At 59.2% G+C, this 18,702-nt stretch carries 19 protein-coding genes; 11 read left to right on the top strand and 8 right to left on the bottom strand.

Translation table 11 applies throughout. The features are described from left to right. The first annotated feature begins 75 nt into the window (after positions 1-75). Positions 76-714: a glutathione S-transferase family protein gene (locus tag GRI44_RS07455; protein WP_160600805.1), complete on the top strand. Its 639-nt coding sequence runs from the start codon at positions 76-78 to the stop codon at positions 712-714. A 64-nt stretch (positions 715-778) separates the two neighbouring features. Here GRI44_RS07455 and GRI44_RS07460 read toward each other — a convergent pair whose 3' ends face one another. Both GRI44_RS07460 and GRI44_RS07465 read right to left on the bottom strand, forming a co-directional pair. Further along, entirely contained in the window at positions 779-1,702 is a 924-nt protein-coding gene (locus GRI44_RS07460) for a CPBP family intramembrane glutamic endopeptidase (protein WP_160600807.1), read from the bottom strand. A gap of 48 nt (positions 1,703-1,750) precedes the next feature. Continuing rightward, entirely contained in the window at positions 1,751-2,794 is a 1,044-nt protein-coding gene (locus GRI44_RS07465) for a bifunctional transcriptional activator/DNA repair enzyme AdaA (protein ID WP_408609190.1), read from the bottom strand. A 106-nt stretch (positions 2,795-2,900) separates the two neighbouring features. Between GRI44_RS07465 and GRI44_RS07470 the strand changes: the two genes are divergently transcribed. Further along, positions 2,901-4,499, top strand: coding sequence for a S1C family serine protease (locus tag GRI44_RS07470; protein ID WP_232843005.1), 1,599 nt, complete (start codon positions 2,901-2,903; stop codon positions 4,497-4,499). A gap of 47 nt (positions 4,500-4,546) precedes the next feature. Here the strand turns inward: GRI44_RS07470 and GRI44_RS07475 are convergent, their stop codons facing one another. After that, a complete protein-coding gene (locus tag GRI44_RS07475) occupies positions 4,547-5,380 on the bottom strand; it encodes a TauD/TfdA dioxygenase family protein (RefSeq protein WP_160600809.1) in 834 nt (277 codons plus the stop codon). A 238-nt stretch (positions 5,381-5,618) separates the two neighbouring features. Between GRI44_RS07475 and GRI44_RS07480 the strand changes: the two genes are divergently transcribed. The 6 genes from GRI44_RS07480 to GRI44_RS07505 are packed head-to-tail and all read left to right on the top strand — an operon-like array spanning position 5,619 to position 10,982. Continuing rightward, the gene (locus GRI44_RS07480) at positions 5,619-6,203 is read left to right on the top strand and encodes a F0F1 ATP synthase subunit delta (RefSeq protein ID WP_160600811.1); all 585 of its coding nucleotides are present in this window, start codon (positions 5,619-5,621) and stop codon (positions 6,201-6,203) included. Positions 6,204-6,205: 2 nt separating this feature from the next. Further along, the gene (gene atpA, locus GRI44_RS07485; RefSeq protein ID WP_160600813.1) at positions 6,206-7,735 is read left to right on the top strand and encodes a F0F1 ATP synthase subunit alpha; all 1,530 of its coding nucleotides are present in this window, start codon (positions 6,206-6,208) and stop codon (positions 7,733-7,735) included. A 26-nt stretch (positions 7,736-7,761) separates the two neighbouring features. Further along, positions 7,762-8,634: a F0F1 ATP synthase subunit gamma gene (locus tag GRI44_RS07490; protein WP_160600815.1), complete on the top strand. Its 873-nt coding sequence runs from the start codon at positions 7,762-7,764 to the stop codon at positions 8,632-8,634. A 58-nt stretch (positions 8,635-8,692) separates the two neighbouring features. Further along, positions 8,693-10,150 carry a F0F1 ATP synthase subunit beta gene (gene atpD / locus GRI44_RS07495; protein WP_160600817.1) on the top strand — a complete coding sequence of 486 codons (1,458 nt, stop codon included), beginning with the start codon at positions 8,693-8,695 and terminating at the stop codon, positions 10,148-10,150. Positions 10,151-10,155: 5 nt separating this feature from the next. After that, on the top strand, positions 10,156-10,722 hold the full coding sequence (locus tag GRI44_RS07500) for a hypothetical protein (protein ID WP_160600819.1): 567 nt from the start codon (positions 10,156-10,158) through the stop codon (positions 10,720-10,722). Next, positions 10,722-10,982, top strand: a complete 261-nt coding sequence (locus GRI44_RS07505; RefSeq protein WP_160600821.1) for an ATP synthase F1 subunit epsilon — start codon at positions 10,722-10,724, stop codon at positions 10,980-10,982. The genes GRI44_RS07500 and GRI44_RS07505 overlap by 1 nt, the downstream gene beginning before the upstream one ends. Positions 10,983-11,042: 60 nt before the next feature. On the opposite strand, the gene GRI44_RS07510 is transcribed toward GRI44_RS07505, so the two are convergent. Both GRI44_RS07510 and glmU read right to left on the bottom strand, forming a co-directional pair. Next, the gene (locus GRI44_RS07510) at positions 11,043-11,417 is read right to left on the bottom strand and encodes a hypothetical protein (protein WP_160600823.1); all 375 of its coding nucleotides are present in this window, start codon (positions 11,415-11,417) and stop codon (positions 11,043-11,045) included. 227 nt (positions 11,418-11,644) lie between these two features. After that, complete coding sequence (gene glmU / locus GRI44_RS07515) at positions 11,645-13,000, bottom strand: bifunctional UDP-N-acetylglucosamine diphosphorylase/glucosamine-1-phosphate N-acetyltransferase GlmU (RefSeq protein WP_160600825.1); 1,356 nt, start codon at positions 12,998-13,000, stop codon at positions 11,645-11,647. A gap of 60 nt (positions 13,001-13,060) precedes the next feature. On the opposite strand from glmU, the gene GRI44_RS07520 reads away from it, so the two are divergent. Then, the gene (locus tag GRI44_RS07520) at positions 13,061-13,747 is read left to right on the top strand and encodes an HAD-IA family hydrolase (protein ID WP_160600827.1); all 687 of its coding nucleotides are present in this window, start codon (positions 13,061-13,063) and stop codon (positions 13,745-13,747) included. Positions 13,748-13,800: 53 nt separating this feature from the next. Here GRI44_RS07520 and GRI44_RS07525 read toward each other — a convergent pair whose 3' ends face one another. Then, positions 13,801-15,186 carry an OprO/OprP family phosphate-selective porin gene (locus tag GRI44_RS07525; RefSeq protein ID WP_160600829.1) on the bottom strand — a complete coding sequence of 462 codons (1,386 nt, stop codon included), beginning with the start codon at positions 15,184-15,186 and terminating at the stop codon, positions 13,801-13,803. 217 nt (positions 15,187-15,403) lie between these two features. On the opposite strand from GRI44_RS07525, the gene GRI44_RS07530 reads away from it, so the two are divergent. Both GRI44_RS07530 and GRI44_RS07535 read left to right on the top strand, forming a co-directional pair. Continuing rightward, complete coding sequence (locus tag GRI44_RS07530; protein ID WP_160600831.1) at positions 15,404-16,339, top strand: SDR family NAD(P)-dependent oxidoreductase; 936 nt, start codon at positions 15,404-15,406, stop codon at positions 16,337-16,339. An 87-nt stretch (positions 16,340-16,426) separates the two neighbouring features. Further along, positions 16,427-17,515, top strand: coding sequence for a hypothetical protein (locus tag GRI44_RS07535; RefSeq protein WP_160600833.1), 1,089 nt, complete (start codon positions 16,427-16,429; stop codon positions 17,513-17,515). Positions 17,516-17,587: 72 nt separating this feature from the next. Here the strand turns inward: GRI44_RS07535 and GRI44_RS07540 are convergent, their stop codons facing one another. Both GRI44_RS07540 and epsC read right to left on the bottom strand, forming a co-directional pair. Then, on the bottom strand, positions 17,588-17,959 hold the full coding sequence (locus GRI44_RS07540) for a DUF2794 domain-containing protein (protein ID WP_160600835.1): 372 nt from the start codon (positions 17,957-17,959) through the stop codon (positions 17,588-17,590). After that, positions 17,959-18,681 (bottom strand): serine O-acetyltransferase EpsC, encoded by a 723-nt coding sequence (gene epsC, locus GRI44_RS07545; RefSeq protein ID WP_160601353.1) that lies wholly within the window; start codon positions 18,679-18,681, stop codon positions 17,959-17,961. Before epsC ends, GRI44_RS07540 begins: the two co-directional genes overlap by 1 nt. Positions 18,682-18,702: the final 21 nt, after the last annotated feature.

Below are 18,702 nucleotides of genomic sequence, written 5' to 3' on the forward strand. Positions count from 1 at the left end.
CCACAGGACTGAACTGATAGGAAAACCGGTGCGCCCGAACATGTTGGGCGCAGCAATGATCAAGGAACACGCACCATGCTTACAGTCCACCATCTTGGAATTTCGCAATCGGAACGGATTGTCTGGCTGTGCGAGGAACTGGAGCTGGATTACGAATTCAAACGCTATGACCGGCGGGCCGACAACCGGCTGGCGCCTGACGAATATAAGGCACTGCACCCGATGGGCATTGCCCCTGTCATTCAGGATGGCGATCTGGTGCTGGGGGAAAGCGGCGCCATTTGCGAATATATCGACCATGTACATGGGGCGGCGAAATTATCGCCTGAGGTGGGGAGTGCGGATTATCCCGACCATCTGTTCTGGCTGCATTCTGCCAATGGCACGTTCATGACCAATGGCATGATGCAGTTGATGCTGAACATGGCAGAACCGCGTAACGACATGCCCGCCAGCTTTGTGGCGGACCGCACCAGAAAAGCGTGGGACATGGTCGAAGCGCGGCTGGGCGAAGCGGAATTTTTCGGCGGCAGCCAGCTGACCACAGCCGACATCATGATGGTGTATTGCCTGACCACGGCGCGCATGTTCCGCGAAGCGCCGATTGATGCCTATCCCAATGTGCAGGCATACCTCAAACGCATTGGCGAACGGCCTGCCTATCAGCGCGCATGGGCCAAATGCGAGCCGGGTGTTCCTCCCAAGCTGGATTAATTGGCCAAGTTCGCTTGTCTGGCTAAATTGAATTGAACCGCAGCGGGGGTAGTCCCCGCTGCGCTCATTCTGCGATTGCGGCCTGTTCCATTCGCGCAATCCGCCGGCGGGTCCACCATGGCTGCATGAAATTGCCTTCACGCCGGGCGCGCACCACCATCCAGATGCCGGCACCTGTGGCCACCACCAGCGCGATGACCGAGGCTTCCAGCCCGAAAGCGCCGCCGGTCAGAAGTTCCGGCCCCGCCAGCCGCGCTTCGACCATGCCTTGCCACGCATTGCCCGAAACCGGCACATCATAGATAAACCCCTGCGTCACGTTCCACCCCGCATGAATGCCGATTGCCAGCCACAGCGACCGGGTAAGCATATAGGCCCCGCCCAGCAGAATGCCCGCTTCCACGGCAATGGCCAGCGAGGAGAACAGCGTGGCATGCTGGTTGCCCATGTGCAGCAGGCCGAACACCAGCGAACTGACCGCCAGTGCGGCCCAGCTTCCGGCGAATTCTTCCATCCAGCGAAACACTATGCCGCGCATCAGCAATTCTTCCATGAAGCCTGCCACCAGCCCTGCGCTCATCACGATTTCGACAAAATCGGTCCAGTTGCCCCATCCGGTGATGCGATAGACCCCCGCCAGCGTAGCGGCGCCGACCACTGTGGTGAAAATTGCAAAACCTGCACCAAGCCCAAGCGCAGTATCCCCCAATGCGCCCTTCCATGGCAAATCGTCATGCCTGCGTTCGCCCAGCCGCCTGATGATCAGCTTGTAAGCGGCAAAGGTCACAATCACGCTTGCCAGCCCGCGCACGACAAGGTTGAGATTGTCATCGTCGAACACTGGCAGCACGTTGAACAAGGCGCCCAGCCCTGCAATGCAGGCTGCCACCACCGCTATGGCAACCACCATCGCGACCAGCGGAAATTCCCAAATTTTGCGCCACAGCGGGCGTGCAGGATCAGCCAGCGCAACAGGTTTTTCGGTCATGCGTTTGCCCCGTTCATGCAGGCCGCCGGAAGGTCAGCGGCAACTGCTTCAATCTGACGAAACGCCTTCCTTGTCGAGCAATTTGCGCTTGATATGCAGGCCATAGGCATAGCCGCCCAGCGACCCGTCGGAGCGGACCACACGGTGGCAGGGGATGAGCACCGCCACATTATTCGCGCCATTGGCAGACCCTGCCGCACGCACGGCCCTGGGGTTGCCCGCCGCGGCGGCAATTTGCGCGTATGAACGGGTTTCGCCCGCCGGAATTCTGCGCAATTCCTGCCACACCGCTTCCTGAAAGGCGGTGCCTTGCACATCCAGCGGAATGTCATTGGCCGTGCCCGGCGCTTCTACGACCGATATCACTTGCTGCAACAAAGTCCGAAAGCCTGCGCCGCCTTCGACCAGATCTGCCTTGGGGAAACGGGCGGCCAGCGCGGCTTCACCCTCGCCAAAAGACAGGCGGCATACGCCCTTGTCCGTTGCTGCCACCAGCATCGGGCCAAGGCTGGTTTGCACCACCGCCCAGTTGATGGTGACGCCGCTTGCCCCGTCACGCCATGCCGATGGTGCCATTCCCATGCGTTTCCCTGCATCATCATAAAACCGCGACGGGGCATTATAGCCTGCGTCATAAATTGCAGCCGTTACACTATTGCCCGATTGCAATGCGGCGCCAGCCCGTTCGCGCCGCAGCGCGCGGAAAAATGCAGCGGGGCTCAACCCCACAGCGCGGGTGAATAGCCGCTGGAAATGGGTCGGCGAATAGCCACTGAAAGCCGCCAGCTGTGCAAGCGGAACCGCGTTTTGGCTGGATTTGAGAACCGACAGCGCCTGCGCCACGGCCGCTTCATCGCGTGACTGCGCTTCGGGGCGGCAGCGTTTGCAGGCGCGAAGGCCAGCCGCCTCTGCATCTGCGGCAGAGGCATAGAACCGCACATTTTCCCGTTTTGGCGTTTTGGCAGCGCAGGACGGGCGGCAATAGATGCCGGTCGAATGGACACCTGTGAAAAACACGCCGTCAAACCGGCGGTCACGCGCCGCTGCAATGTGCCAGCGTTGCTCGTCAGTGACGGGTTTTTCGATCATCATGCCATCCTATGCCATTCCTGGGTGTGGTCCACCAGATAGGCTGATGGGGCAGGCCGTGCTTCCCGAGGCTTGCGGTCAAACCGTTCGCTCGCCTAAAGCATGCAGGATGAACCGGTTTTTCCATGCCATGATGATTGCATCGCTGGGCTTTTTGGCTCTGCTTGCATCTGTGGTTTTGCCCCGGCCTGCCCATGCAGACCCGGCCGACATTTCAGCCGCAGCGCGCGGCGTAGTGCGCGTGGTGATAATCGGCACCGACGGGCGTGATGTCTTCCCCGTCAGCCATGGCAGTGGTTTTGCCATTTCGCCCACCCGCATTGTCACCAATGCCCATGTCGTGCGCGAGGCACAGCAGGATGATACCATGCGTATCGGGATCGTGCCGTCAGACGGGGACGGGGCGGCATTTGCCCGCATCATTGCCATCAGCCCGCGCAACGATCTGGCGCTGGTGGAAATTGTCGGCACCACTTTGCGCCTGCCGCCGCTGACCATTTCTGGCGCGGACGACCAGGACGGGGCGGAGGTTTCCGCAGTCGGTTACCCGATGAATGTGGACCGCGCGCAAGGCCTCAGCCTGAACGATATTTTCGAATCGCAGCCAGCTGTCAAAAGCCGCGGCTTTTTATCAGGCGCGCGGCCATCGCGGCAATTTGACACCATCCTGCACACTGCCCCTATCGCACGCGGCAATTCCGGCGGGCCACTGCTGGATAGCTGCGGCCGGGTGCTGGGGGTCAACAGCTTCGGCGCGGATTCGGACGGATCGGACGCGGAATTTTATTTTGCGGTATCCAATCGCGAACTTGTCCCCTTTCTGAAAGCTAATGGCATCAATCCGCCGGTCAACGCGCTGCCGTGCCGCAGCCTGGCCGATATTGACGAGGTTGAACGCGACCGGATCGAGCGGGAACAATTGTCAGCGCGTCAGGGAATGGCCCAGCGCGCCGACGAAACGCGCGAAAAACGCAGCCGCGCCGAGGCTGAGGCAGAAGAAGCCGTGACCAGCGAACGGGAAAACCGCATGGCCGCAGCCTTCCTGCTGATGCTGGTGGCATTTGGTGCAGGCGCAGCGGCGTGGCAGGCACATGGCGCGGCGGGCAAGGAACGGCTGGTTGCCATTGGCGGCGGCATTGCAGCCGTGGCCGCCGTGGCCGCGCTGGCGCTGTGGTTCACCCGCCCTGGCCTTGATGAGATTGACCGCCGCGTGGCCGAGGCCATGCAGGAGGATGCGGCAAATGGCGGCGATGACGGCAATGGCAGCGATGGCTTCGGCGCAGGGGCCAGCACCGGCCCGCTGGTGTGCACGCTGGACGTGGACCGCAGCCGCATTACCGGCACACCCGACACACAGCTGCAATTTGACTGGGCCGAAGATGGCTGCGTGAACAAGCGCACCCAATATGGCTTTTCCGGCGGCAAGTGGTCCCGTGTGTTCGTGCCCAATTCCGAAGCCGCAGTGTCGGTCAACATTTATGATCCTGCCACCCGGACTTTCCGCACCGATCGCTATCTCCTCAATCGCAGCGCCATGAACGAAGCGCGTTCAGCACGCAGCGGATATTCGCCGCCCCAATGCGGAACGGCCAATGCCGCGGGCAAGCTGGGTGATCTGCAAGGCGGCGTGCTGGCAGCCCTGCCATCCAGCCCGAACGAGCGGCTGATCTATAGCTGCGCGCCTGAAAACGGACATCTGACGCAATAGGTTTGCCGCAGTGGAGCGCGCGGCATCAGGCCGGCATCAGGCCGGCATCAGGCGGCCAATGGCTCGCCGCTCAAGGTGATTCGGTGCATTTCCCGCGCAAATCCGGGGTAGTCGTTCAGCGCATTATGCCAGGTTGAACGGTTATCCCAGATGGCGACCGTACCTGCCTGCCACACCACGCGGCACTGGTTCTCCTCCAGCATCGCTGTGTCATAAAGCTGGCGTAGCAGGGGCAGGCTTTCCTCCCGCGTCTGCCCTTCGAACCGGATCGTGAAGGACGGATTGACGTAGAGCAGCTTGCGGCCCGTGCGCGGGTGGCGGATGACTACCGGATGGGTGGCGCCTGTTTTCATATCCTGCCCGCGCAGGTCCGCCCCCATGTCCGTCCGGGCGTAAATGCCGTCAGGCGCATAGACATGGTCGGCCGTGTGGAAAGCGCGCAATCCGTCAACGCGGGCCTTTAATTCCGCCGACAGCGCATCATAGGCCGCGCCCATATGGGCAAACAGCGTATCTCCGCCTGATGGGGGCAACAGGCGCGCCACCAGGATCGAACCCATGGCCGGGATCTGGTCATAGGAATGGTCCGTATGCCACGCCCCGCCGATATTGGTTTTCTGGTCAGCCTTTTTGCGAACAATGGCAATTTCAGGATATTCATCTTCCAGCGGAAAATAATTGTTGATGTCGATCCCGCCCCAACGCTGCGCCAATGCGATATGGTCATCGGGCGACAGGTCCTGATCGCGCAATAGCGCCACGCCATGTTCGAAAACGGCGTTTTGCAGGGCTTCCAGATCAGCATTATCAATGCAGGCAAGCTGGATGCCGGTGATTTCCACACCTGCCCTTGGTGCCAGCGGGGTCATTGCCAAAGCCATACTGATTGTCCTTTCCCACCAGGCCATTTGCGCAGCTTCACAGCAGACCATATCGGAGACCATATCGGAAAATATGATTTTGGGGAAATCTACAGGCCAGTGGCGGGTTGCATCTGTGCATCCCCGATGATAGGGGCGCGCCAGCCATTCAAGGCCAGCTCTTGGGGCAGTGTTTTGCACGCCCCTTTCAGGTTTGGCCCCAACATCGTTCCTTCCGGACCCAAGAGGACCAAAACGCGTGGAAATTTCCGCCGGTATTCAGGCTAGCCTGGCAGGCCGTTACGCTTCGGCCCTGTTCGAACTAGCCGCTGAAAAAGGTAATGTGACCGCGGTCGAAAACGACCTCGAGAAGGTTGATGCCGCCTTGCGCGAATCGACTGACTTTCGTGCGCTCACGACCAATCCAGAAGTTTCGCGCGATGCAGCGAAGAAAGCCATCTGGGGCGTTTCCGCCCTGCTCGGCATTTCGGAACTGACGCAGAACTTCCTTGGCACATTGGCGCAGAACCGCCGGCTGGCAGAATTGCCGTCGATGATTCGTGCCTTCAACACCATCGCGGCCGCCCAGCGCGGCGAAGTGACGGCCGAAGTCACCAGCGCCCATGCGCTGACCGATAGCCAGATTGCATCGCTCAAGGACCGGCTGACGGCCCGCGAAGGGCGCACTGTGAAATTGAAGACGAATGTCGATCCCGACCTGCTTGGCGGCCTTGTCGTCACCATCGGGTCCACGCGAATCGATGGTTCGATCAAAACCCGATTAAATTCCCTCGCTAACGTTATGAAGAAGGCTGACGGCAAGACTGCCGTTGGGAAAGGCTGAAAATGGAAATCCGCGCGGCAGAAATCTCGAAGGTCATCAAGGACCAGATTGCTAATTTCGGCACCGAAGCTGAAGTAAGCGAAGTCGGCTCCGTCCTCTCTGTAGGTGACGGTATTGCCCGTATCCACGGTCTCGACAATGTCCAGGCCGGTGAAATGGTCGAATTTTCCAACGGTGTGCAGGGCATGGCCCTCAACCTTGAAGCCGACAATGTCGGCGTCGTGATTTTCGGCTCTGACGCCGAAATCAAGGAAGGCGATGTCGTCAAGCGGACCGGCACCATTGTGGACGTTCCCGTTGGCAAGGAATTGCTCGGCCGCGTGGTTGACGCGCTGGGCAACCCGATTGACGGCAAGGGACCGATTGCCACCACGCAGCGCAGCCGCGTTGAAGTGAAGGCTCCGGGCATCATCCCGCGCCAGTCGGTGAATGAACCTGTTCAGACCGGCCTCAAGGCGATTGATGCGCTCGTTCCTGTTGGCCGCGGCCAGCGCGAACTGATCATCGGTGACCGTCAGACCGGTAAATCGGCTGTCGCAATCGACACTTTCATCAACCAGAAGAACAACAATTCCGGTGATGATGAAAGCAAGAAGCTTTACTGCATCTATGTTGCTGTCGGCCAGAAGCGCTCGACCGTTGCCCAGATTGTAAAGGCGCTCGAAGAAAACGGCGCTATGGAATATTCCATCGTGGTTGCCGCGACCGCTTCGGAGCCTGCACCGCTCCAGTTCCTCGCGCCTTACACCGGCTGCGCCATGGGTGAATTCTTCCGCGACAACGGCATGCACGCCGTGATCGTGTATGACGATCTTTCCAAGCAGGCTGTGGCTTACCGCCAGATGTCCCTGCTGCTGCGTCGCCCTCCGGGCCGCGAAGCCTATCCGGGTGACGTGTTCTATCTTCACTCACGTCTGCTCGAACGCGCTGCCAAGATGAATGACACGCATGGCGGCGGTTCGCTGACTGCCCTGCCGATCATCGAAACGCAGGCCGGCGACGTTTCCGCCTACATCCCGACCAACGTGATCTCGATCACCGACGGCCAGATCTTCCTGGAAACCGAGCTGTTCTATCAGGGCGTCCGTCCGGCCATTAACGTTGGTCTGTCGGTTAGCCGTGTGGGCGGTGCCGCCCAGACCAAGGCGATGAAAAAGGTCTCCGGCTCGATCAAGCTGGAACTGGCGCAGTACCGTGAAATGGCGGCGTTTGCCCAGTTCGGTTCCGACCTCGACGCATCGACGCAGAAATTGCTGAACCGCGGCGCGCGTCTGGTGGAACTGCTCAAGCAGCCACAGTACAGCCCGCTTCCATTCGAAGAACAGACCGTGTCGATCTTCGCTGGCACCAACGGCTATCTCGATGCCATCCCGGCAGCGCGCGTTGTGGAATATGAAGCAGCCATGCTGAGCCACATGCGTTCGGAACACGCCGATATTCTCGGCACCATCCGCAGCACCAAGAACTTCGATGACGATGTGAAGAAAAGCACGGTTTCCGCGCTTGACGCATTCGCCAAGCAGTTCGCGTAAGCCTGTAGAGAACCAAGGGAGCCGAAATGGCCTCGCTTAAAGAACTCAAGGGTCGGATCAACTCGGTCAAATCGACCCAGAAGATCACCAAGGCCAAGCAGATGGTTGCGGCGGCAAAACTGCGTAAAGCGCAGGCCGCAGCTGAAGCTGCGCGTCCCTATGCCAAGCGGCTTTCGGATGTCATGGCATCGCTGGCCGGCAAGGTCAGCGGTGACGATGCGCCGAAACTTCTTTCGGGCACCGGTTCGGACAAGCGCCACCTGCTGGTGGTTGCCAATTCCGACAAGGGCCTGGCGGGCGCGTTCAATTCCAACATCGTCCGCTCCGCATTGGTCAAGGCCCGCGCCCTGATCGCGGACGGCAAGGAAGTGGAATTCTACCTCGTTGGCCGCAAGGGCCGCGCCCCGATCAAGCGGGCGTTCCCCGCCCTGGTCGGCACGCAGTTCGACACCACCGATGTCCGCGAACCGGGTTATGGCGAAGCCGAACGCATCGCTGATGAACTGGTTGATATGTATCAGGCGGGCAAATTCGATATTGCCCACCTGTTCTTCAGCCACTTCAAGTCGGCGCTGACGCAGGAACCGACCCAGCAGCAGATCATCCCTGTGCCTGCACCGGAAATCGCCCCTGTCGATACCGGCGCTGTGGTGGAATATGAGCCTGATGAAGAAGCCATTCTGGAAGAATTGCTGCCGCGTTATCTCAAGACCCAGATTTTCGGCGCGTTGCTGGAAAATAACGCATCCGAGCAGGGTGCCTCGATGACCGCGATGGATAATGCCACGCGTAACGCAGGCGAACTGATCGACAAGCTGACCATTCAGTACAACCGCAGCCGCCAGGCCGCGATTACCACTGAACTGATTGAAATTATTGCTGGTGCGGAAGCGCTGTAGCACCAAGTAGAACCGCTGGCGCCAAGGCGCTTTAAGCAACGAAGGCAAGGAAGAAACCATGGCCACCGCCCCCGCCCTTAACCAGATTACCGCTGGCTCCATCAGCCAGATCATCGGCGCCGTCGTCGACGTTGCGTTCCCCGGTGAACTGCCCTCGATCCTGACCGCCCTGGAAACCGACAATAACGGTAACAAGCTGGTCCTCGAAGTGGCGCAGCACCTTGGTGAAAACACCGTCCGCTGCATCGCAATGGACGCCACCGAAGGCCTGACCCGCGGCCAGACCGTCACCAGCACCGGTGCGCAGATCTCCGTCCCGGTTGGCCCCAAGACGCTTGGCCGCATCATGAACGTGATCGGTGAACCGATTGACGAACGCGGCCCGGTTGGCGCTGACAAGCGCAACCCGATCCACGCAGAAGCACCCCTGTTTGTCGACCAGTCGACCGAAGCGGCCATTCTGGTTACCGGCATCAAGGTCATCGACCTTCTCGCGCCTTACGCAAAGGGCGGCAAGATCGGCCTGTTCGGCGGCGCCGGCGTGGGCAAGACGGTTCTCATTCAGGAACTGATTAACAACATCGCAAAGGGTCACGGCGGCGTGTCCGTGTTCGCCGGCGTGGGTGAACGCACCCGCGAAGGTAACGACCTTTATCACGAATTCCTCGACGCAGGCGTTATCGCCAAGGATGCGGACGGCAATGCCACGTCCGAAGGTTCCAAGGTTGCGCTGGTGTTCGGCCAGATGAACGAACCCCCGGGCGCACGTGCACGTGTGGCTCTGTCGGGCCTCACCATGGCGGAATATTTCCGCGATGAAGAAGGCCAGGACGTTCTGTTCTTCGTCGACAACATCTTCCGCTTCACCCAGGCCGGTTCCGAAGTGTCCGCACTTCTTGGCCGTATTCCTTCGGCAGTGGGCTATCAGCCTACCCTGTCGACCGATATGGGCAATCTGCAGGAACGCATCACTTCTACCAACAAGGGTTCGATCACCTCGGTGCAGGCCATTTACGTTCCCGCAGACGATCTTACCGACCCTGCCCCAGCAACGTCATTTGCCCACTTGGACGCAACCACCACGCTGAACCGCGCCATTTCCGAACTCGGCATCTATCCTGCGGTTGACCCGCTCGATTCCACCAGCCGCGTTCTGGAACCACGCGTGGTCGGCCAGGTGCATTACGAAACGGCTCGCCGCGTTCAGGAAACGCTGCAGAAGTACAAGTCGCTGCAGGACATTATCGCCATTCTGGGCATGGACGAGCTTTCGGAAGAAGATAAGCTGACCGTTCAGCGCGCACGCAAGATCCAGAAGTTCCTCAGCCAGCCCTTCCACGTGGCCGAAGTCTTCACCAGCATCCCGGGCAAGTTCGTCCAGATCGAAGACACGGTTGCTTCGTTCAAGGCTGTGGTTGACGGCGAATATGACCACCTGCCAGAAAACGCCTTCTACATGGTTGGCGGCATCGAAGATGCCGTTGCCAAGGCCAAGAAAATGGCTGAGGAAGCCTGAGCACAATGATGGGTTTGCTTCTCGTATTGGCTCAGGTGGCCCCTTCGCCACCAGAACCTGGCGAGAGGCCTAACATTGTTTCCGATCGGCTCGAATTGGGCTTCAAGCTTTGTGCCCAGCACGTTATTCAGCAAGGGATACTGACGCCCGACCATTTGGAGGAGCTAGAATCGCTTGATGTGCAGTTGGTTGATGATGTTGCCGACGAGATCAAGGCGAACACTGGGCCCCTCTTCACGTCGGATCGCATCTTCGCGAAAATCGGTCGGGATGATGCTAACGTTTATATTTCCACAGCCAAGAATTCATCAGCTTGCCGGGTAATAACCGCAGATACGCAAGATGGGCTCCGCGGACGGGTGAAATTCGTGAACGATCTTCGGCGAACCACCTCATGGGAATATGACGAGAGACGATCCGGAACATTCAACGGAATGATGAAAGAAGAACTACTGCTGCGTAATGGACTAATGATCGCGATTATGAACGGGCCAAACCATATCGCTAACGAAGGTGTGGGCGTACAGTCCTCTCTCACTGTTGCCTTGCTGCCGCCAAAGGGACCAAATTGATGCCACTTCACTTTGAACTTGTCACTCCGGCCAAGCTGGTCCGTTCGGAAGCCGTCCACATGGTGGTCGTCCCCGGTGCGGAAGGCGAGTTCGGCGTGCTGGAAGGCCACGCGCCGTTCATGTCCACCATCCGCGATGGCGCCGTTCAGGTCTACAAGACTGAAGGCGGCGCGCCGGAAACCATTGCAGTGCGCGGCGGCTTTGCCGAAGTGGGCGACAATGGGTTAACCATTCTGGCAGAACACGTCGACGAAGCCTGAATTCGTCACTTTTGGCATGAAAAAGGGCGGCCCCCGGGTCGCCCTTTTTGTTTGTCCAATTCACTCGCTTATAGTGAACAGGTCATCCGCCTTTACCGCGTATTTCTCCGCAAGCTCCACATTGACCGGCGCAACATTGGCAACATCACAGCGCAGGTCGCTCATTTGACCATCCGCTGCCTGCACCAGCACCCCATCTTCAATCGCAGGGTTATTGGGTTCGCCCGCTGCAAAGTTGGTCCGGATGATGCGGCTGTAGATGATATAGCGCGTATTTCCCCGCGCAAAGCTGATCTGGGCTTCGCCGCCGCCAGAATACGCCACGCTGGCCCAGGCAAGCTTGCCCGCATCCGGAGTTGCAGGCCATGCCAGTTCCGGCGCAGCACCGTCTGAGCCGAAGCGATATTGCGCAAAGCCGCTATCACCTTCGGTCACGCAGACCGACGCCCGCTTGCCGCTTGCGAACTTGCAGGAAAAGATGGTCTGCTCCCCACTGCTGCATTGTGCATCAGTGGCAGGGACTGGCTGTTCAGCCGGCTCTTCTGCAAACTTACCCTGCGCTGGCGCCGTGTCCGCCTCTATCGCATCAGAAGCAGGCTCAGGCGAGCATCCAGCAAGCGCGAAGAGCGCCAAAGCTGCCGCTGACAGCCATCGCACATTATTCACTTCCTGCGCGCTGCCTTCTTCTTTTTCATTGTATCGTGGAAACGGTCGGCCCAGCCCGGCTTCACCAATTGTTCGGCCCGCACCATCCGCAATTCGCCCGCGTCCACATCGCGGCTGACCGCGCTGCCAGCCGCGACGATTGCATCCGCGCCGATATTCACTGGCGCAATCAGCGATGAATTGGACCCGATAAAGGCGCGTTCGCCAATCACCGTCTGATGTTTGAAATATCCATCGTAATTGCAAGTAATGGTGCCTGCCCCGATGTTGGCATCAGCGCCAATCTTGGCATCGCCCAGATAGGTGAGGTGGCTCGCCTTGGCCCCCTTGCCCATTGTCGCGTTCTTTATCTCGACAAAATTGCCCACTTTCGCGCTTTCTTCCAGCACCGTTCCGGGCCGCAGGCGGGCATAGGGGCCAACGCTGGCAAATTCGCCCACACTTGCCCCTTCCAGATGGCTGAATGCGCGGATGGTGGCATTGTCCGCCACGGTCACGCCGGGGCCAAACACGACATTGGGTTCAATGGTGACATCGCGGCCCAGCTTTGTATCCCAGCTGAAAAATACCGTTTCGGGCGCTTTCAGCGATACGCCATCGGCCATGGCTTCATCGCGGCGGAATTCCTGCCATTGGCGTTCTGCATCGGCCAGTTCCTTGCGGCTGTTGATACCGGCCACTTCTGCCGGATCATCCGTGGTCACAACCGCGCTGCGGCGCCCGTCGGCATTGGCGACATTGACGATATCGACAAGGTAATATTCGCCTTGCGCATTATCATTGCCCACCCGCGCCAGCAGATCGAACAAATCTTCTGAACGCGCCGCCATCAGGCCCGAATTGCACAGGGTGCAGGCGCGTTCTTCCGCGCTCGCATCCTTAAATTCGACCATCTTGGTTATACGGCCTTCGGCATCTGCGATGACTCGGCCATATTGGAGCGCGTCATCTGGTTCGAAGCCCAGCACCACCACCGCAGGCGCATCGGGTTGGTGCAGCCGGTCGAGCATGGATTGCATGGTGGCGGGGCGCACAAAGGGCACGTCGCCGTAAAGAATCAGGACATCACCCGAAAACCCTGCAAGCGCATCCTGCGCCTGCTGCACTGCATGGCCGGTGCCCAGCTGTGGCTCCTGCAGGCAGGTCCGCGCCCGGTCACCCAGGGCATTTTCCAGCTGTTCGCGCCCTGCACCCACAACCACGACGGTGTGGGCTGGCTTCAACTCGCCGGCAGAAGCCATCAGATGGTCCAGCATCGGCCGGCCGGCAATAGGGTGAAGGACCTTGTGCAGGTCACTTTTCATGCGAGTGCCCTTGCCGGCGGCAAGGATGATGGTGGCAAAACTGTTCATGCCGCTGCCAATGCCACCAAATGCTTGCCGTTTGAAGGCGCTTAAGTCAGGTCAGCACAGATGAATGATATTCCTTTCGACATTGTCGGCTTCGATCTGGATGGCACCTTGCTGGATACGCACCGCGATCTGGGCGAAGCGGTGAACCACGCGCTGGAACTGGGCGGTTATGACCGCGTGCCGGTGGAACAGATTGAAAGCCTGATTGGCGGCGGTGCCAAGATCATGCTGAAAAAGGCGCTGGATGATGCAGGCGGGGTCACGGAAGAGGAATTCCGCCCGCTCTACAAGGCGTTGCTGGCCTATTATGCGGAACATAACGCTGTCCATTCACGGCCTTATGACGGCGCGATTGCCATGCTGGACGGGCTGGCTGAACGGGGCATCAAAATGGCCGTGGTGACCAACAAGTTTGAAAGTTTCGCCACTGACATTCTGACCAAGCTGGACCTTGCCAGCTATTTCGAAACCATCATTGGCGGCGATACGATGGGCAAAGGCCGGTCAAAGCCGCAGCCTGACCCGATCTTCGAAGCCATTCGCCGCTGCGGTGGCGGGCCTTGCGTTTTCATTGGTGACAGCACCTATGACATGGCCGCAGCACGCGCCGCGAATGTGCCGGTGGTGGCCGCTGCCTATGGCTATTGCGACCGGCCCGCGCATGAATTGGGCGCCGATATTGTCATCGAAAGCCTGTACGAATTTATTCCCGCGCTACAGAACATGCCTGCGCTACAGAAAAATTGAGCCCCCGCTTTTACCGCGAGGGCCCGGTTATTTTTCAACGCTGATCAAGCGGATCAAAAGTCCAGTTGTGCCCGCACGCCGAATGTGTCGACATTATAGGACCGTGTCAGGCCCGCAGCGATGGCCGCATCGTCATATTCATTGTGCAGATAGTTCAGCATGAAGCGGGTGTAATCGGTCGGGGTCCACACCAGTGACAGACCATAGGTGTTCTGCATTCCGCCGGTAATGCCTGCATCATTAAGGTCGAGATAGTCATAACGCGCCACGACCTGCACTGCACCGAAACCGCCATTGCCCACCGGGTTTTTCGGCTTGATCCGGTCAAATTTCCCGCCCTTGTAAGTCCGGCTGTCACCGCCGGTCAGGAAATAGCCCACTTCGGCATAACCGCCGAAAAACGTGGGATCCGCTGCGCCGGCCGTGCGGCTGGCTTTCTGCCAATAGGTTTCGCCGGTGGCGTGGAAAGGCCCGTTGATCGCTGCAAATTCCAGCCCGTAACCAAATTCACCCGTGGCAGCGATGCTGCGCGTATCGACAAAGCGCGTGTCAGTGAAATGCACCTGCGGGCGCTGGCGATAACGGACAGAGGACTGGCCATCATTGAAATCACGCCAGTGAACAGAACCGCCCAGGTGAAGCTGCGTGTTGGCCAACTTGGGAGCAAAAACCACGCGGCCATCAGCGCCCCAGCTGTTGTTGCTGGCTGACAGATTATCGATATTGTCCGTAAACACACCGCCCTGCACCAGCAGGGTGCCGGGATTGAATTCGGCCGAAACACCCACGCGGCGCTGGAAGCCGAATGCGTCGGTAAAGGCGGCACGTTCCATGAAACTGGTGAACCGGCTGCTGGTCAGTTCTTCCAGCGACTGGAAATTATTATGCTGGCCCACGGTCAGCTTGGCAGCGCCTGCATCATAGCCCAATGTGGCATCGGTAATTTCGACTTCATTATCCGCAAATTCCAGCTCGATCTTGTAATCAAACCCGCCCGGAATATCGCCCTTCACCCCAATGCGCGCACGGCGCACTTCATTGGCAAAGCCAAGGCCGGGATCGTTGATGACGTCCGGCGCATCGACCGATCCTGCGTCGATCATCAGGCGGCCAAAAGGCTCAAAGCTCCAGCCGTTCGATTTTTCGAGGGTGGCGACTTTCACATCCTTTGTCGCCGCCGCAGCCTTTTCTGCCGATTGCGATGCGCTGGCACCAGCCTGACTGGCCGCCTGCGTGGCAGCTTCCGCCTTGGTATCGGCAATCACAAGCCGACCTTCCAGCCTATCGATCTGCTGCGCCATTGCGGCCATCTGTTCGCGCATGGCGGAAATTTCCGCGCGCAATGCGTCTGATTGCTGCGCGGTTTGCGCGTGGGCAGGCACTGTCCAGCCAAGAGCCGATGCGACTGCCAAGGTCGAAATTGCGCGAAAATTACTCATCGAAGATAAGGTCCTGTGCGTTTGATTACGATTCGTTGTCGCATCTATGTCCTCTGCGTGACGCTTATATGACAACTTATGCGCAAGGTGCCGTTACGGCATGGCAGTTACGGCGCAGAACAGTTGAAAGTGGCGGAAAGCCGTGCCATCCCGCGCTGGTCCGGGGCTTTGCAGCAGGCAGGATTTGACCCCGTAATTGCAATATGGAGACTACATTATGTCGATTTCGTTCAAGGATCGCGTTGCTATTGTTACTGGTGCCGGCGGCGGCCTGGGCAAGGAATATGCGCTGGAACTGGCACGCCGCGGCGCCAAAGTCGTGGTGAACGACCTTGGCGGATCGCGTGATGGCACGGGCACGTCGGATGCCGCCGCTGAAGTCGTGGCCGAAATCGAAGCGATGGGCGGCGAAGCGATGGCCAATGGCGCATCGGTGACCGAATTTTCCCAGATGGAAGAAATGGTCGCCAAGGCGAAGGAGAAATGGGGCGGCGTCCACGTCCTGATCAACAATGCCGGCGTCCTGCGCGACAAAAGCTTCGCCAAGATGAGCCCGGAAGATTTCGAATTTGTGGTGCGCGTCCATTTGCTCGGCTCTGCCTATGCCACCAAGGCCTGCTGGGACACGTTCCGCGACCAGGCCTATGGCCGTATTCTGATGACCAGCAGTTCCACCGGCCTGTTCGGCAATTTTGGCCAGGCCAATTACGGCGCGGCCAAGCTGGGCCTTGCGGGCCTGACCAAGACGCTGCACCTTGAAGGCGCGAAGTATAACATCCGCTGCAATTCACTGTCGCCAGTGGCCGGCACCCGCATGACGCAGGATATTTTCCCTGAACAGGCATTTGAACTGTTCGGCCCGGAAAATGTCGTGCCAGCGGCGCTGTTCCTGGTGAGTGAAGATTCGCCCACCAATGCCATCGTCGGCGCAGGTGCAGGCGGTTTCCATTCCGCATGGGTCATGATGAACGACGCCGTGTGGCTGAAGGAAGAAGACCGCACGGTTGAAGGCTTTGCCGCCAATTGGGACAAGATTTCCGAACAGTCGAACCTGATTGCGCCGCAGTCCGGCGCTGAACAGAGCGGGGCAATCCTGAAGGCGATGCAGCAAGTGCTTGGCGCGGATGCGGCACCTTCGTCTACTCGCGGTTGATCGGCGCAATCGGCGAACGTCATTCGCTGTATTGACACACTAATACACTGGTTCTATCTCTCCCCTATCCAAGGGGAGGATAGAACTATGTATAGTGAAGAAGACCTGCGCGGAGCAGTCGCTTCCGGTGCCATCAGCGCTCAGGCTGCCGATGCCCTCCGCGCCCATGTAACATCGGGCCGCTTTACCCTGGCAACTGATGAAGAAAACTTCCGGCTGATCAACAGCTTCAACGACATTTTCGTGACCATTGCAGCCGTGCTGCTGCTGGTGGCAATGGCTGGCATTGGCCAGGCCTTCACCCCCGGTATAGACGGGCCGCCGCCCTTTTCCGGCCTGCTGATTGCCGGCACGGCATGGGTGCTGGCAGAATTGTTCACCAAAAAACGCCGCATGGCCTTGCCCAGCATCGTTTTGCTGCTGGCCTTTGTCGGCGGCGTGTTCGTCACGCTGATCGGCTTTGGCATCATGGCCCTTGGTGGTGGCGATAATATTGATCCTCAAGGGCAGACTCTGGCGCTCATCATTGCTTCAGCCAGCGCCCTGCTGACTGCCGCGGCCACATGGGTGCATTGGCAACGTTTCAAAGTGCCGATTACCGTGGCCGCAGGCGCTGCTGCGGTTGCTGCCACAGTGATGACGGCGCTGGGCGCTGCCTTCGGCCTCGCAAATGCTGACAATGCCCAGAATGTCCTGCTGCCGATGGTCTTTATGGGTGGTCTGGCTATTTTCGCCTATGCCATGCGCTGGGACATCAGCGACCGCGCCCGCACCACCCGCCGCAGCGATGTGGCATTCTGGCTGCATCTTCTGGCTGCACCGATGATTGCGCATCCGCTGTTCTACTGGCTGGGTGTGACAGGCGGCCAGGATATCAGCCCCGCTGCGGCTGTCGGCGTCCTGTGCGTCTATATCGCCATGGGTCTGGTTGCTTTGATGGTGGACCGCCGTGCGCTGCTGGTCTCCGCTCTCGCCTATGTGCTGGTCACGCTGACATCGCTGTTCGACAGGTTCGGCGCGGTGGAACTGAATGTGGCGCTGACCGCCTTGGTCATCGGGTCTGCCTTGCTGACGCTGTCTGCTTTCTGGACACCGATTCGCCAGGCACTTGTGAGACTGTTGCCAGGCCCGATGCAGCAAAAATTGCCATTGTCAGGCCTCGCTGTCGCAGCCTGAATCGGTGCACAAAAAAGGCCTCCGCTCGATATTCGGGCGGGGGCCTTTTTCACGTCCTGTCAGGCTGGATAATCACACAGCCTTGAGCAAGCGCCGTTCAACCGGTGCCAGAATGCCGGCCAGTTCATGCCCGCGCTTCAATATCTGGCCCTGTTCGCCAAACAAGGTCCACATGCCCTGTTTACCGCGCAGCGATGGCCGTTTTTCCACGCGCGCCTGCGGCCGCTCGGCAGCGCGGCGAAAGGCTGCAAAACTGGCCACATCACGGTTGAAGTCCATCGCGTAGTCACGCCATTCACCAGCCGCCACCATGCGCCCGTAAAGGTCCATGATCCGGCCCAGTTCTTCCCGCGCAAACCCCACCTGCAAAGGCTGCCTGCCCGGAAATGCGATGACTGACCCTGGAGTGTGAGGGGAAAGATGCGGGCCTGTGCCAGCTGACATCAGCTATCGGTGCCGCTGCGCTGGGTGGATCCGGCGTCCTGACCAGAGCCGGTCTGCGCTGCTTTCAAACTGGTTAGCTCCGCCTGCATTTCGGCCATCTGCTTCTGCATTTCCTCGATCCGGCGGTTTCCCGTCCCGATCATTTCCTCGCACGGTTCATCACATGGGGTGCCGTAGGGGATGAATTCCCGCAGCCATTCTTCCGCCGGCATCAGCGTGCTGCGCGCCTTCAGGCCAACCATGGTCGCGCCTTCCGGCACATTGTCCAGCACCACTGCATTCGCGCCGACCCGGCCACGTTTGCCAATGGTGATAGGCCCGATGATCTGCGCGCCTGAGCCGATGATCACATTATCTTCCAAAGTCGGGTGGCGTTTGCCGCCCTTGCCATTGGTGGGGTTGGTACCGCCCAGCGTCACACATTGATAAATTGTGACATTATCGCCGATTTCAGCGGTCTCCCCGATGACGGTAAAGCCATGATCGATGAAGAAATTCTTGCCGATGGTCGCCCCGGGATGAATGTCAATTGCTGTCAGCATCCGGGAAAAATGGTTCACCAGACGGGCCAGAAAATACAGTTGTGCGCCAAACAGCCAATGCGCCACGCGGTGCAGGCCCAATGCCATCACGCCGGGATACAGCAGAACTTCCCAACGCGAACGGGGCGCAGGGTCGCGCGCACGGATCGAATCCAGATAGTCTCTCAGACTTTGCAACATGGCCATGCGATCCTTTCGCTC

The organism is Allopontixanthobacter confluentis, from assembly GCF_009827615.1.
GTDB classification, from domain to species: Bacteria; Pseudomonadota; Alphaproteobacteria; order Sphingomonadales; family Sphingomonadaceae; genus Allopontixanthobacter; species Allopontixanthobacter confluentis.

Bases quoted from the DNA above. Each gene is read 5' to 3' on its own strand.
- GRI44_RS07455 (WP_160600805.1), top strand. From the start codon at position 76: ATGCTTACAGTCCACCATCTTGGAATTTCGCAATCGGAACGGATTGTC.
- GRI44_RS07460 (WP_160600807.1), bottom strand. From the start codon at position 1,702: ATGACCGAAAAACCTGTTGCGCTGGCTGATCCTGCACGCCCGCTGTGG.
- GRI44_RS07465 (WP_408609190.1), bottom strand. From the start codon at position 2,794: ATGATGATCGAAAAACCCGTCACTGACGAGCAACGCTGGCACATTGCA.
- GRI44_RS07470 (WP_232843005.1), top strand. From the start codon at position 2,901: ATGAACCGGTTTTTCCATGCCATGATGATTGCATCGCTGGGCTTTTTG.
- GRI44_RS07475 (WP_160600809.1), bottom strand. From the start codon at position 5,380: ATGGCTTTGGCAATGACCCCGCTGGCACCAAGGGCAGGTGTGGAAATC.
- atpA (WP_160600813.1), top strand. From the start codon at position 6,206: ATGGAAATCCGCGCGGCAGAAATCTCGAAGGTCATCAAGGACCAGATT.
- GRI44_RS07490 (WP_160600815.1), top strand. From the start codon at position 7,762: ATGGCCTCGCTTAAAGAACTCAAGGGTCGGATCAACTCGGTCAAATCG.
- atpD (WP_160600817.1), top strand. From the start codon at position 8,693: ATGGCCACCGCCCCCGCCCTTAACCAGATTACCGCTGGCTCCATCAGC.
- GRI44_RS07500 (WP_160600819.1), top strand. From the start codon at position 10,156: ATGATGGGTTTGCTTCTCGTATTGGCTCAGGTGGCCCCTTCGCCACCA.
- GRI44_RS07505 (WP_160600821.1), top strand. From the start codon at position 10,722: ATGCCACTTCACTTTGAACTTGTCACTCCGGCCAAGCTGGTCCGTTCG.
- glmU (WP_160600825.1), bottom strand. From the start codon at position 13,000: ATGAACAGTTTTGCCACCATCATCCTTGCCGCCGGCAAGGGCACTCGC.
- GRI44_RS07520 (WP_160600827.1), top strand. From the start codon at position 13,061: ATGAATGATATTCCTTTCGACATTGTCGGCTTCGATCTGGATGGCACC.
- GRI44_RS07525 (WP_160600829.1), bottom strand. From the start codon at position 15,186: ATGAGTAATTTTCGCGCAATTTCGACCTTGGCAGTCGCATCGGCTCTT.
- GRI44_RS07530 (WP_160600831.1), top strand. From the start codon at position 15,404: ATGTCGATTTCGTTCAAGGATCGCGTTGCTATTGTTACTGGTGCCGGC.
- GRI44_RS07535 (WP_160600833.1), top strand. From the start codon at position 16,427: ATGTATAGTGAAGAAGACCTGCGCGGAGCAGTCGCTTCCGGTGCCATC.
- GRI44_RS07540 (WP_160600835.1), bottom strand. From the start codon at position 17,959: ATGTCAGCTGGCACAGGCCCGCATCTTTCCCCTCACACTCCAGGGTCA.
- epsC (WP_160601353.1), bottom strand. From the start codon at position 18,681: ATGTTGCAAAGTCTGAGAGACTATCTGGATTCGATCCGTGCGCGCGAC.